The following is a 13,165-nucleotide window of genomic DNA, read 5'->3' on the forward strand; positions in this document are numbered from 1 at the left end:
GAAAGCGAAAGTTCCCTGACAGGGTTGGATGATGCCAATTGTATGCAAAGGGTCGCACTGTGACCCCGGCATTGGCGGCGAACTGTGACCCCGCTCAAATCAACACATCAGCTACGATTTAGACGGGCCAAATCCTTGAAGGCGCACCGGCGGCAAGCGCCTTTTTTTGTTGTTATCGTTATATCAATCAATATATAGCGGTAATCGTTGATGTATTGAACTACGAATCTTGAAAGTGCAAATGATGAAATCGGCTTTTTCGGCGGCTGTTCTACTTCTCTGGGCGGGAACCAGCTATGCACAAAGCAGCGTGACGCTTTACGGCATCATCGATACCGCGGTGATTTATGGGAACAACGAGGGTACGGGGAAACCTGGTGTGGGCCACAGCGGTATCGAGATGAACAGCGGTGGCATCAGTGGGTCGCGATTTGGCGTTCGGGGAACGGAGGACCTTGGCGGTGGACTCGCCGCTATTTTCGATCTCGAGGACGGCTTCTCCAGCGCCAATGGCAAGCTCAGCAATACGGGTGACATCTTCGGGCGGCAGGCCTATGTCGGCTTGCGTTCGACACGGTATGGGACTGTCACCCTCGGGCGGCGCTACGCTTTCATGTCCGAATGGGTGTCGCCGCTGAGCGCCGAAGGTATTGGATGGGCCGGGAATCTTGCCGATCATCCGTTCGATAACGACGATATGATCCGGCATCAGAGCGTCAACAACTCGATAAGATTCGACAGCGTCGATTACAACGGTTTGCAGGCGGGGGGCATGGTCGGCTTCTCGAATCAGGCAGGCCAATTCTCCAACAATCGGGTCTATAGCTTTGGTACCCGGTACGCGAATGGCCCAGTGTCGTTGGCGGCGGCCTTCGAGCAAGTCGATCGCTCTGCCAGTTCTACCGACCTGAACACGAACGGCGCCGAGAGCAGCGACGATTCCGTTATTAACGGCGGTCGGGAACAAATCTGGGGAGTCGGCGGAAAGTACAGTTTTGGGGCCTCGTCAGTGGGCTTCGTATGGACGCATTCGGCCTTTAATAATGTCACCAGCGCGTACGGCGAGGGTGCTGCGTTTCCCAGTGGCAATGGCAACAATCTTCGGTTCGACAACTTCGAAATCAATGGCCGGTACTTTGTGACCCATGCCTTGAGTCTTGGCGCGTCGTACACGCTGACCGATGGACATTTCGATTCAGGAACGGTGCATCTCGATCCAAAATGGCACGAGGCCATCGCTCAGGCCGACTATTCCTTTAGCCGACGCACCGACGTCTATCTGGAAAGCCTCTACCAGGTCGTCACCGGGGGCGGTGGCATGCCGCTATTCAACGCGTCGATGTTCAACGTCCCGCCGTCTGCCAACAATCGGCAGTTGTTGCTCGTCGTTGGGATGCGGCATCGATTCTGATATTGCAGGCGGGATGCCCCGTCGTCTCGCCTTTAAGGAAGCGCTCGCCTCCGGCGCTGACGCGTGCTGAGCGAGCTTCCTGCCTGCCTCGAGGTATCCATTCGTATAGGTGGACTATGTCCACGTAGAACTGCGGCAACCGTTCGTAGAATAGTTTTCTGATAATCCTCCGTCTATCTTGATTCCATGGGCCTGGCGATTTCGTTTGAATGTCAGCCATGTCAAACGCTCTGCATAACCGGGTTTGTATCGACAACAACGCATTCGGCGAGTACACGTTCGTCCGCTGGTTGAACAAGAACGTGTATTGCCGGACTGTTGAACCTGGCAGCATCTGTATCCATTTCCATGGAGAGTCACGATGAGAACGAATTCAAGAGATTTGCTCGAGCCGCGCCGAGACGATACGAGGCTCGCAGAACTGCGAAGGATGGGCGCGAACCTCATCGCCGTCGACTTTGCTGATCAACACGAGGGCGGCTGACATGAACGCGCTCGAAAAGTGGCACAAACGACCGCTGCAGGTCCGTGTGCTGGATCGCTGCGATGAATGCGGCGAGTTGAAGGAGGGCGTTCGGAAGCAGGTGAGCCTTTGGCCGAATATGACCGCCGTCTGCTGTGCGGAGTGCTTCGCCGAAATGACCACGGAATGCAGCGGATTTGCAGTCTGCCAGTGGCCAGCGATGACTGCAATGAGATCAAGCCGTTCATCTCCTCAGGAAGACTGAGTTCCGCATGAATGCCCTGAAATAGCGGAGTACATCAATGCGGTGTACCACACGGTAACGATAGAGGATAAGTACCGATGAAATTCCTGTTGCGGAGCACGAGGATGATGATGAACATGAGATACCCCCGCTTCACCGCCATCGAGTTGGGGGTCCTCGCCATCTCCGTCATCATCGCAGTCGTAATACAGATGTGAGCGACCCGCCCGCCGATGGTCCTGGTGGGTGCATGACTGGCTACGTCAATCGGAAACCCGATTGCAATGCCATTCAACCTGAAATATTTTCACGGATCACGACAAGTTCGCGACGTCGGCTGCGTTCGAGCGCCGCGGAAACGAGCCAAAGCACCAGTCCGCCGATTGCGAGAAGACTCCCCACCCACCCGGGTGCCGTCCATCCATATCCCGCTGAGATGGCCAGGCCGCCGAGAAACGGTCCCAGTGCGTTAGCCGTGTTGAACGCCGAGTGATTGAGCGCTGCTGCCAGGCCCTGGGCATCGCCGGCTACGTCCATCAAACGTGTCTGGAGAAGCGCGCCCAGTGAGCCGCCGACACCAATCAGAAAAACATCAAGGGTGATGGTCCAGATATGGGCGGCCATCAAAGGGAAGAGTGCCAGAGAAGCGGCGCTCCAAACCAGCACCGCGCCGGTAGTGCGCATCAGAGCCCGATCAGCGAGCATGGGTACGACGATGTTGCCGATCGTAAAGCCCAGGCCAAGGACGCTGAGAACCACCGGAGCCGATTGCGCGGATACGCCGGTCACCGCGCCGAGAACATTGGCCAGATACGTATAGACGGCAAACATGCCACCGAATCCAATCGCACCGATGCTCAACGTCAGCCACACCTGTGCGCGGCCAAGTGCGCGGATCTCACGCAGCGGGCTGGATTTCGCATCGGCGGGCTGCGCCGGTGCCAATAGCCGTACCAGTAGCATCGTGAGCACGCCGAACAGCGCAACGAGGCCAAAACTCCAGCGCCATCCAACGGCCTGCCCTAACCAGTTGGCCAGTGGGACCCCCAGGATGGTCGCGGACGTCAGTCCAAGAAAAACGCGTCCGATCGCTGCCGTTCGTCGATTATCAGGAACGACGGAGGCTGCCATCAGCGCCGCGGCGCCGAAATAGGCGCCGTGAGGAAGCCCGCTGAGAAACCGGAAGACCAGCATCCAATGGTAAGTAGGCGCGAGGCCGCTCATCCCGTTTGCAAGCGCGAACATGCCCATCAGGATGGTCAATAACGTGCGCCGGGCGACCCGCGCCGCCACTACCGCAATGACCGGCGCGCCCACGACAACGCCCAGCGCGTATGCGCTGATCACGTGACCCGCCGTAGGCGCGTCGATTCCAAGGTCTCGCGCGAACATCGGCAACAGGCTCATCGTCGCGAACTCGGTGGTGCCGATGGCAAATGCGCCAAGGGCGAGCGCGAACAAGACCCAACCGCCCGTTGGCGTTTTGTTACCAGCGTCACTCATTGCTTGTCCTCAGACCGCCTATGCAGCCTCATCAATCATTCCAGATACGACGCGGGCTCGTGCGGACCCAACCGCGCGCCGCTGTTTAGCGTCGGTTTTAGGCCTGCACAAACCCGCTCAACCGAAACCCGCAGCATCCGCGCGCCGTTCATGCGGCCATGCAATAGCCACATGAACAGCCCCACGAACAGTGTCGCGCGCGGATCGTATCGGTGCTCAAGCGTAGGGCATCGCGAGCAGAATCAGTGCCGGCTGCTGCGTGCGGTTGTGCAGCGCGCGCCGCTCGTTCGGTTCGAGGCGGCACGAGTCATACCGTTCCAGTGCGACTTCCCCGGTGTCGGTCTGAACGTTGACGGTGCCTTCGAGGACGACGTAGTGCTTCTCGACCCCGGAGCCCGACAACGTCGTGTGGCCGCCTGGTTCGAGCGTCGACACGCCGAGCCAGAGCGACTGCGACGGCCCCGCCTCATGTCCTTGCAGACGCACGCACTGCATACCGAAGTGATGGTCCGGGAAATAGGGCGGCGCCTTGCTGAAGCGCGTGACGTTCATGGCTTGAGCAGCACGCGATGTTGCGCGCCGTTAAACACGATACGGTACGCGTCTGCCGCCTTTGCAAGCGGGAAGACATGGTCTTCCACAATCGGAAACGGCTTCAATGTGCCGCGCTCGAACGAACCGGCGAGACTATCGAGTATGGCCGCGCCTTCGACGCTGTCGAGCGCAAGCGTATCGACGCCGACGTAGGTCCGTTGGCCGCGGTAGAACTCAAGGATGTCGAACGGCACCGCGCGGTCGATCGTCGAGATGAAGATCTGCGTGCCCCGCAGCGCCATTGCGCGGTTTGCCTTATCGAAGTAAGGGCTGCCGACCGTGTTGAAGACGATGTCGGCACCATGGCCGCCGGTGAGGTCGCGTACGACTTCGTCCAGATTGTCGGCCGATTCGATCATCGTGACCTTGCCGTTCGCGTGACCAACGTACGGTTGCGCATTGCGTTCGACGCCGAACACCTGGGCGCCCGCCAGCGTGGCCAACTGGATCGCAGCCTGCCCGACCTTGCCGTTCGCGCCTAGCACGAGCACCACCTTGCCGCTAGCGGCACCGCCCGCGCGGCGCAGGCCTTCGGCGGCGGTCACGAAGGGCACGCCGACTGCGCCGGCTTCGTCCATCGACAGGGCGGCGGGCTTCTCACGCACGCTCGCGACCGGTACGACCACATAGTTGGCGTGAGCGCCATTGCTGCGAATGCCCAGTTCGCCGCCGCTGCCCCAGACTTTCTTGCCAATCAGCGCAGCAGGACCGTCCACTACGACGCCGGCGTAGTCGCGGCCCGGTGTGCGCGGCCAGACGGCGTGAGGCATGAAGCCCAGTACCGCTTTGACATCGCTCGGATTGACGCCGGAGCTGCCGACCTCGACGAGGCACTCGCCGGCTTTGATAGCCGGGCGGGCTTGTTCTACGAAATTCAATTCAAGAGCGTCGATGTTCGCGCTCTTTACTTTAACGGTTACCGCTTGTGGCATGTTAGTTTTCCTGGTAGATGACGTTTTCGGTTCCGCCGTTCTGGTAGGCGAGAGCAAGTGCCGCATAGCGCTCGGCGATCACGCCGAACGCGCTCACCTCGTTGCTGTCCATGACGCGAAACAGCCTGGCGGGATTGCCCACCCACAGTTCGCCCGTGCCGATCACCTTGCCCGGTGTCAAAACCGCGCCGGCGGCCAGCATGCCGCCGCTGCGGATCACCGCGCCATCGAGCACGCGCGCGCCGAAGCCGACAAAGCCGGTGTCTTCGATCGTGCAGGAATGCAGAATGGCGCCGTGTCCCACGGACACGGCATCGCCGATAACCGTCGGGCGGCCGTTGGTCGAGCAGTGGACGACCGATCCATCCTGGATGTTGGTGCCGGTTCCCACTGAAATGCGCTGGACGTCGCCGCGCAGCACGCAGTTGAACCAGATCGAGGAGCGTGCGCCAATCTCGACATCGCCGATGACGGCGGCCCCCGCTGCCACGAACGCGCTCGAGTGGACGCGCGGCCGCACGCGCAGATGGGCGAAGGACTCGAGCACGTTCACGGCAATTCCAGCAGATCACGCGCTTCGCGTGCCGAAGCGATTTCCCCGCCCATCGACAGCACGATGTCCCGTGCCCGGGCCACTAGCTGCGCGTTGCTCTCGGCAAGCACGCCGCGAGAGATGTAAATATTGTCTTCGAGACCCACGCGCACATGGCCGCCTGCCAGCCACGCTTGACCGACGATGGGAAACTCGTAGCGGCCAACCCCGAAGGCCGACCACACGGCGCCGGCCGGCAACAGGTTGCGCGCATAGAGCAGTGTCTCCGGGGTTGCCGAGAAGCCGTATTTCACCCCGGTCACGAGCGTCCACAAGCCGGGGCCGTCGAGCACACCGTCCTTGATGAGATCCAGCGCCAGATGAATGTCGCCGGTATCGAATATTTCGAGTTCCGGTTTGACACCCGCCTCACGAATGATGTGAGCCATGCGCGTGACATTGCGTGGCGTATTGATCACCACCTGGGCGCCGGAGTTCATCGTATTCAGGTCAAGGCTGCAGATATCGGGCTTGAGCGCCGCGATATGTTCGACCCGCTTTTCCGGGCGCAGGAGCGTCGTACCGGCGCCGGCAATCTTCGGATCGTCCTCGCTGGGTACGAAGCGGCCGCCGGGACCGGTGGTCAGGTTGATGATGAGGTGCGGGTCGGCGGCGCGAATCAGCTGAATGACTTCGCGGTACAGATCCAGTTCCATCGAGGGCCGGCCCGTGGCCGGATCCCGCACGTGAATATGGGCGACTGAAGCACCGGCAGCGGCGGCTTCAAGTGCGGATTGCGCAATCTGCGCAGGCGTTATCGGAAGTCCCGGATGTTGCTCCGGCTTCGTCAGGTTGCCCGTGATGGCGCAGGTAATGATGGTTTTGCGGGAATGCATCAGTAGGACTCTCCTGTATCGGGTTGTGACACGCGGACGCGCCGGGACAGAGCTGGGACAAAGCCGGTGCCGGCACTCGCGATGCCTGGCTAGCCGAGGCGTCGTCCGCCGTCGACGACGATGGTGGTGCCCGTGCTGAACGTCAGCTGTGTCGCGCACGCCTCGATTGCCTGGGCGATGTCGTCAGCGGTGCCGATGCGGCGTAGCGGTGTCGTGCCGGCGACCTTGTCGTTGAAGTCGGCGCTGCGGCCCGGCACGAATCCTGTGTCCACCACCCCCGGCGACACGTTCAGGATCCGCACCCGCGGTGCGAGCACGCGTGCGAGCGACATGGTCATCACATCGAGACCCGCCTTCGCAGCGCAATAGGCGATGTTGCTGCCGATGCCGTTCGATCCGGAGATCGACGACACATTCACGATCAGGCCCGCGCCGGACCTGTCAAGCAACGCACGAAAGGCGCGCACGGCGGCAAACTGGGCACGCAAGTTGACGCGCATGATGTCGTCGATGAGTTCATCGGTCAGTGCGTCGAGGTCAGCGTGCGGGACCGGCCTGGTGAATCCCGCTGCATTGACGAGCACGTCGACATGGCCATAGCGGACTGCCACGTCTTCAGCGAGCTGCTTCAGCGTATCGCTGTTCTCGATGAACACCTTGGCTGCGAAGTGACCGACGCCGGGCAATCCCGCAACGACCTCCTGCGCGTTCTCGATGGACTGGGCTGCGACGACGACGCGTGCGCCCGCGGCGGCGAAGCGCCGGCTCGTCGCAGCACCAATGCCACCGGTGCCGCCGATAACAACTACGCTTTTTCCTTCAAGTGAATCGGACATCTTGAGCCTCTTTATAGCGGTGTTTATTTGATCGGGGGGACCGGATAGGTCGGCGTGCCTTCAGCCAGCACGAAGTCATAGTCAAGCGTGTAAAACGATCCGTCGACGGGCTCCGGTGCCCCCGTTTCGCGCAGTTCATAGCGGCCGACCAGGTCGCGCGTCACACCGAAGGCGACGTCGGAATTCAGGTGGTCGGAATCGTCGGCGAACACTTGCGTCACGAGCGTGTCGTAGCCCTCTGCGATGACGACGAAGTGAATGTGCGCCGGGCGGTAAGGATGCCGTTGCTGGGCGGCCAGCAGCGGCCCCACCGGTCCGTGCGTCGGCACGGGATAACCGGACGGACGTACGCTGCGGAAATAGAATTCGCCGTGCTCATCCGTACGGAACTGGCCGCGCAGATTCATTTCCGGTTGCTCCGGATCCTGGTTTTCGTAAAGGCCGATCGGCGAAGCCTGCCACACGTCCACTTGTGCACCCGCAATTGGTTCGCGGCGTGCGTTCCGCACTTTCGCCCTCACGAATAGCGGCTTGCCCGGTGAGCCCTCGGCGGCGATGTTCGCGCCGTTTTCGTAACGTGGCGCGCCACCCCGGAAAAACGGTCCAAGCAGTGCGCCGGAAGTACGTTCTTGCGGGTTGGAGTTATTCAGCAGCGTGACCAGCGTCGAGATTCCGAGCACGTCGGCGAGTAGAACCACCTCGTTATGCAAGTCGTTGCAGCTCAGGCCGACTTCTTTCAGGAACGCGTGTCCTTGTTCGAACTCCTGGTCGGTGAGACGCACCTCGCGCAGAAACGCGTGGCTGTGCCTGACCAGCGCAAGCAGAATCTGTTTCAGACGCGGATTGGTCGTGTTGCGCATTGCGGCTTCCACGATTCCGGTCACGGCATCGGCGTTTTCGATGATGCCCTGGGCAGTTAATTCGTTCATGTCCACTTCTCGTCAGTTCGTGCAATCGATTGCATACTATGGCGCGTATTTGGGACTGTCAAGGTCGGTCTGTGCCCTCGATACCAATGGCCTTTCCAAGGCAGGTGGACTCCGACGGTGGTTTTTTGGTCGAAAATAGCGCTAGATTCGAAATATGAAAAGTGTTTTGCGCTTTGTGACACGAATGTGGATGTATGGGTAAACACCTGGTTTTGGGATCTGGCGGCAGGCGTACATTGATGCAATCGATTGCATTAATGCGTAAAGTTTGAAAGAGTAATTCACGGTGCCGCACGCCGGTTGTTCGTTGAAGCGGCGCAGTCATCTGCAGACGGGAAAAGAGTACTAATGGCTTACACACTGATCAAGAACGCACTTGTCGTCACCATGGACGAGACGCAGGGCGACTTTCGCGGCGACATTCTGATCGACGGCACGCGTATCGCGGCCTTGGGGCAGGGACTTGAGTCGCCCGGGGCCACCGTCGTGGATGCGACGGACTTCATCGTCATTCCAGGCCTTGTCAATGCCCACCTGCATACCTGGCAGGCTGGCCTGCGCACGATCGCATCGAACTGGACCTTGCCCGAGTACTTCCGTTGGGTGCATGCGGGGCTCGCCACTCAATTCGAACCGGAGGACATCCGGATCACGACGTTAGCCGGCGCGCTGAACCAGCTTGAGAATGGCACGACGACACTGGTGGACTGGTGCCACAACAATCCGACGCCACTTCATTCCGACGCGGCAATCGAGGGCTTGAGGCAGGCGGGAATTCGCGCAACGTTCATGCATGGCACGCCCAAACCGGACCCCGTACCGGGCCAGCGGCCGTTCTGGGAGGTGCCGCATCCGCGCAGCGAGGTCGTGCGTCTCATGCGCGAACTCGGGCCGGATGACGGCTTGTTGAGCCTGGGTCTGGCGATTCTCGGGCCGCACTATTCGACCCTTGAGGTGGCGCTGGAGGATTTCACGCTCGCGCGTGAATTCGGCCTGATCGCCTCGATGCACCAGGGCGGCGGTCCCGCGAGGAGTCCGGACGGGTGGGCCAAACTGGAGGCCGCGGGGCTTCTCGACAAGTCGATCAACATCGTTCACGGCAACGATCTGCCGGACGAACAGCTATCGCGCTTTATCGACGCGGGGGTGAGCTTTACCGTCACGGGCGAAAGCGAAATGATCTCCGGTCACGGGCATCCCATCGTAGGGCGCCTGCGTGACCTCGGTGTCAGGCCGTCACTGGGAAGTGATATCGAATCGGCATTGTCCGGCGACATGTTGACTGCGGCGCGCATCACGCTGTCGCATCAGCGCGCGCTGGACAACATCGCCGCACGCAAGGCAGGTGGAATTGGTGGCAAGAGCCGTGTGCGCACCCGCGACGCGCTCGCGTGGATCACGATTGAAGGCGCACGCATGCTGGGGCAGGAAGAGGCGATCGGCTCACTCGCGCCGGGCAAGCAGGCGGATCTCGTGATGATTTCCACCCGCTCCCTCAACATGCAACCCGTCCATGATCCCGTTTCAGCGGTCGTCATGCACGCGAACCAGTCAAATATCGACTCCGTGATGGTGGCCGGCAATTGGCGCAAGCGCCATGGCAGGCTCATTCACGACGACGTGGGAGCCGTCATGGAGGCGCTGCAACGCACGAGCAGCCGGATTGTCGGCGCGCTCGGCATTCAACCGTCGGATATTCAGTAAGGAGACGTACTTTGAATACGCGTAACCAGACCGCTACCGAAGCAGCCGGGACCTTTGTGCCGGGCCGGCCGATTCTTATCCGCCAGGCGCATATCATCTCGATGGATGACGCGATCGGCGACCTGATTGGCGACGTGCTCGTCAAGGACGGCAAGATCGTCGAGGTCGCGCCGTCAATCGAGGCGCCGCACGCCGCTGTGATCGACGGGCAGCACAAGGTGCTGATCCCGGGTTTCGTCAACACTCACTTGCATCTGTGGCAGACGGTGATGAAAGGCTGTGCAGGCGACTGGACCTTTAACGACTATCTGCAGCATGCCCTCGGCGCGGCCGGCAGGCAGTTCACGCCGCACGACGTTTATCTGTCCACTTTCATCGGCGCGCTCGAGCAGATGGAAGCGGGTGTGACGACAGTGTTCGACTGGGCGCACATTCTCAATACGCCGGATCACACCGACCGTGCAATCGACGGTCTTCAGGACTCCGGTATTCGCGCCGTGTTCGGCCACGGTACGCCAGGCGACGACGTCGGCAAGTGGTACTACCAGAGCACCACACCGCATCTCGACGACGTGGTCCGGGTCCGCAAGCACCGGCTCACCTCCGACGATGATCTGGTGACGCTCGGTCTGTCGATGCGGGGTCCTGATTTCGCGACCCCGGAAGTCACGCGCGCTGACATCGAACTGGCGCGTTCGCTCGGCATCATGTCCAGCATGCACGTAGCGGTAGGGATGTACGGAGCAGCGTATGTGCCGCATATTCGTGCGCTCGGCAAGGCAGGCCTGCTAGGGCCGGATATCAACCTCACGCATGGTAATCGCCTTGCCGACGACGAGATCGCGATGGCCGTCGATGCGGGTGTGAGCATTACCGTCACACCGGAAGTGGAGATGCAGATGGGACACGGCCTGCCCATTACCGGCAGGGTGCGTGCGGCGGGCGGAAATGTCGTGCTCGGTACGGACGTGGTGTCCAGTGTGAGCGCCGACATGTTTTCGCAGATGCGCTTTGCGGTGCAACTGGAACGCGCGCTTGCCAACTCGCGTCTGCATCAGGAAGGGCAGATGCCCGAGCGCTTCACGGTCCATGCCCGCGACATCTTACGTTCGGCGACGATTCATGGCGCACGTGCGCTGGGGCTCGCGAATCGCACCGGCTCCGTGACCCCGGGCAAGGAAGCCGATCTGACGTTGCTCGGATGGGATCATGCGCACTTCCAGCCGCGTCTGGACCCCGTGCAAGCCGTCGTCTTTCATGGCAGCGTGGCGAACGTCCACACGGTCATGGTGAAGGGGCAGTTGCAGAAGTATCGCTACCAATCCCTGAAGCGGCCGGTGCAAGCACTGCGAGACGCGGAAAAAGCCGGAGCGCGAATCCTCCAGGCTCTGGCGTTGCCGCAAACCGCGGCACTTTGATCTCAGGCCCGGGACGTTGCCGGGCCATCACGCCTCGTGCCGGGCGCGCGGCGCGCCGGGCGCACTTTAGGCGCGCGTCGGCGAGGGCGCCGCGGTCGATTCGCGGATCATCAACTCGGGCCGCAAAACCACGTTGACGTTCCCCTTGCCGCTTCCCTGCAAGGTATCGATGATCAATGCGGCCGCCCTTGCGCCCATCTCGTACAAGGGCAGATGAATGGTGGTCATGGCGGGCGCGACGGAGTCCATCAGGGGCATGTCGTTGTGACCGATCACCGAAACATCGTCCGGACAGCGCAACCCCGCCGCGCGCAGCGCGTCGTAGCAGCCGAGCGCGATCAGATCGTTGCCCGCGACGATCGCCGTGATTTTCTTGCGCTTTTCCAGCAGCGCGCTGCAAGCGGCCTTGCCTGCCGGACGTGAATAAGCGTCGCTTTGCACGACAGGGCACGCACTCAGTTTCAGGTTGTTTTCCTTGAGCGCGTCGAGAAACCCCTGCTTGCGCTGGAAACCGGTAGACAGCTCGATGGGGCCGCCAACGTGCGCGATGTGGCTGTGCCCAAGCTGGGTCAGATGAGCGACGGCCAGCCGCATCGCCAGGTGGCTGTCGCCGACCACGCAGGACACGCGGCCGCTATCGTCGCTGCGGTTGACGACGACGACCGGAAGCCCCTCTTCCAGGCAATGCATGAGCACGGGGTCGTTTCGCTCGGCGGTGGCGAGAATCAGTCCGTCGACGCGCCGACCCACCATCTGATCGACCACGAAACGCTTGCGCTCCGACGTGCCCGCCGCATTCGCGATCAACGGCAGCATGCCTCGCTTGGCGAGCTCGTCCTCGATACCGCGGCAGATGGGCGGAAAGATCGGGTTGGTGATGTCCGGCAGGATGACCCCGATGGTGCCCGAGCGGCTGGTTCGCAAGGTAGCCGCAATCCGGTTAGGCGAGTAGTTGAGCTTCTGGGCGGCCTTGAGCACACGGTCTGCGACTTCGGCGCCGATCAGGTGGCGCGTGGCCGGGTTCATCACGCGGGACACGGTGGACGCATGAACACCGGCTAGCGCCGCAAGCTCGCTTATTGTCGAGCGTCTCTTGATCGTCATGGACGGGCACGTCTGTGCGAAAAGGGCAACGTCCTATTTTAGCGCGTCGTTATTCGCCGGCGATCGAATGTTGCGACGCGTGGGCGACATAAACAAGCGGGCGTCACCCCGAACAACAGATCGCCTCCCCATGCCGGTGCCGTCGGTCAATCCGGAATTTCCGGCTCAACCAGCTTAGCCAGCTGAGCAAGCGACTCCTGCCAGCCGAGGTAGCACATCTCCACCGGAATGACCTCGGGCACGCCTGCCTGCGTGATGGTGACCTCGGTCCCGCAGACCACCTGCCGCAATGAAACGGTGACCTGCATCTCGCCAGGCAGGTTGGTATCGTCGAATCGGTCCGTGTAGCGGATTGTCTCGAACGGCACCAGTTCGACATACTCGCCGCCGAACGAGTGGCTGTTGCCGGTGGTGAAATTGCGGAACGACATCTTGTGAGTGCCACCCACGCGGGCATCCAGATGATGGACCTGGCAGGTGAAGCCATAGGGCGGCAGCCACTTCGCTACCGCATCGGGTTCGAGGAAGGCCCGATAGATACGTTCGGGCGTCGCGCGCAAGACGCGATGAAGATTGACGGTTCCGGTAGTCATGGTGTG

13 protein-coding genes are annotated in these 13,165 nt (G+C 61.3%); 4 read left to right on the top strand and 9 right to left on the bottom strand.

The genetic code is table 11. The features are described 5' to 3' along the window. The first annotated feature begins 241 nt into the window (after nucleotides 1-241). A complete protein-coding gene (locus PQR53_RS12525; protein ID WP_408453766.1) occupies nucleotides 242-1,411 on the top strand; it encodes a porin in 1,170 nt (389 codons plus the stop codon). 485 nt (nucleotides 1,412-1,896) lie between these two features. Further along, on the top strand, nucleotides 1,897-2,139 hold the full coding sequence (locus PQR53_RS12530) for a hypothetical protein (RefSeq protein ID WP_408453769.1): 243 nt from the start codon (nucleotides 1,897-1,899) through the stop codon (nucleotides 2,137-2,139). A 270-nt stretch (nucleotides 2,140-2,409) separates the two neighbouring features. Here PQR53_RS12530 and PQR53_RS12535 read toward each other — a convergent pair whose 3' ends face one another. The 7 genes from PQR53_RS12535 to PQR53_RS12565 all read right to left on the bottom strand — a co-directional run bounded on the left by PQR53_RS12535 (nucleotide 2,410) and on the right by PQR53_RS12565 (nucleotide 8,340). Further along, the gene (locus tag PQR53_RS12535) at nucleotides 2,410-3,621 is read right to left on the bottom strand and encodes an MFS transporter (RefSeq protein ID WP_408453771.1); all 1,212 of its coding nucleotides are present in this window, start codon (nucleotides 3,619-3,621) and stop codon (nucleotides 2,410-2,412) included. Between the two features lie 216 nt (nucleotides 3,622-3,837). Next, on the bottom strand, nucleotides 3,838-4,173 hold the full coding sequence (locus tag PQR53_RS12540; protein ID WP_408453774.1) for a cupin domain-containing protein: 336 nt from the start codon (nucleotides 4,171-4,173) through the stop codon (nucleotides 3,838-3,840). Then, nucleotides 4,170-5,147 (bottom strand): quinone oxidoreductase family protein, encoded by a 978-nt coding sequence (locus PQR53_RS12545; protein ID WP_408453777.1) that lies wholly within the window; start codon nucleotides 5,145-5,147, stop codon nucleotides 4,170-4,172. Before PQR53_RS12545 ends, PQR53_RS12540 begins: the two co-directional genes overlap by 4 nt. Before the next feature lies 1 nt (nucleotide 5,148). Further along, complete coding sequence (locus PQR53_RS12550) at nucleotides 5,149-5,700, bottom strand: gamma carbonic anhydrase family protein (RefSeq protein ID WP_408453779.1); 552 nt, start codon at nucleotides 5,698-5,700, stop codon at nucleotides 5,149-5,151. Continuing rightward, nucleotides 5,697-6,575 (bottom strand): beta-keto acid cleavage family enzyme, encoded by an 879-nt coding sequence (locus PQR53_RS12555; protein WP_408453782.1) that lies wholly within the window; start codon nucleotides 6,573-6,575, stop codon nucleotides 5,697-5,699. Before PQR53_RS12555 ends, PQR53_RS12550 begins: the two co-directional genes overlap by 4 nt. Nucleotides 6,576-6,664: 89 nt before the next feature. After that, complete coding sequence (locus PQR53_RS12560; protein WP_408453784.1) at nucleotides 6,665-7,411, bottom strand: SDR family NAD(P)-dependent oxidoreductase; 747 nt, start codon at nucleotides 7,409-7,411, stop codon at nucleotides 6,665-6,667. Between the two features lie 23 nt (nucleotides 7,412-7,434). Beyond that, complete coding sequence (locus tag PQR53_RS12565) at nucleotides 7,435-8,340, bottom strand: dioxygenase family protein (RefSeq protein ID WP_408453788.1); 906 nt, start codon at nucleotides 8,338-8,340, stop codon at nucleotides 7,435-7,437. Nucleotides 8,341-8,688: 348 nt separating this feature from the next. Between PQR53_RS12565 and PQR53_RS12570 the strand changes: the two genes are divergently transcribed. Both PQR53_RS12570 and PQR53_RS12575 read left to right on the top strand, forming a co-directional pair. Beyond that, on the top strand, nucleotides 8,689-10,044 hold the full coding sequence (locus tag PQR53_RS12570) for an amidohydrolase family protein (RefSeq protein WP_408453790.1): 1,356 nt from the start codon (nucleotides 8,689-8,691) through the stop codon (nucleotides 10,042-10,044). Nucleotides 10,045-10,055: 11 nt separating this feature from the next. Then, the gene (locus PQR53_RS12575; RefSeq protein ID WP_408453792.1) at nucleotides 10,056-11,462 is read left to right on the top strand and encodes an amidohydrolase family protein; all 1,407 of its coding nucleotides are present in this window, start codon (nucleotides 10,056-10,058) and stop codon (nucleotides 11,460-11,462) included. A gap of 66 nt (nucleotides 11,463-11,528) precedes the next feature. Here the strand turns inward: PQR53_RS12575 and PQR53_RS12580 are convergent, their stop codons facing one another. Then, complete coding sequence (locus PQR53_RS12580; protein WP_408453795.1) at nucleotides 11,529-12,566, bottom strand: LacI family DNA-binding transcriptional regulator; 1,038 nt, start codon at nucleotides 12,564-12,566, stop codon at nucleotides 11,529-11,531. Between the two features lie 146 nt (nucleotides 12,567-12,712). Further along, on the bottom strand, nucleotides 12,713-13,159 hold the full coding sequence (locus PQR53_RS12585; RefSeq protein WP_408453798.1) for an SRPBCC family protein: 447 nt from the start codon (nucleotides 13,157-13,159) through the stop codon (nucleotides 12,713-12,715). Nucleotides 13,160-13,165 lie beyond the last annotated feature (6 nt).

Source organism: Paraburkholderia fungorum, assembly GCF_046027605.1.
Lineage (GTDB): Bacteria > Pseudomonadota > Gammaproteobacteria > Burkholderiales > Burkholderiaceae > Paraburkholderia > Paraburkholderia fungorum_F.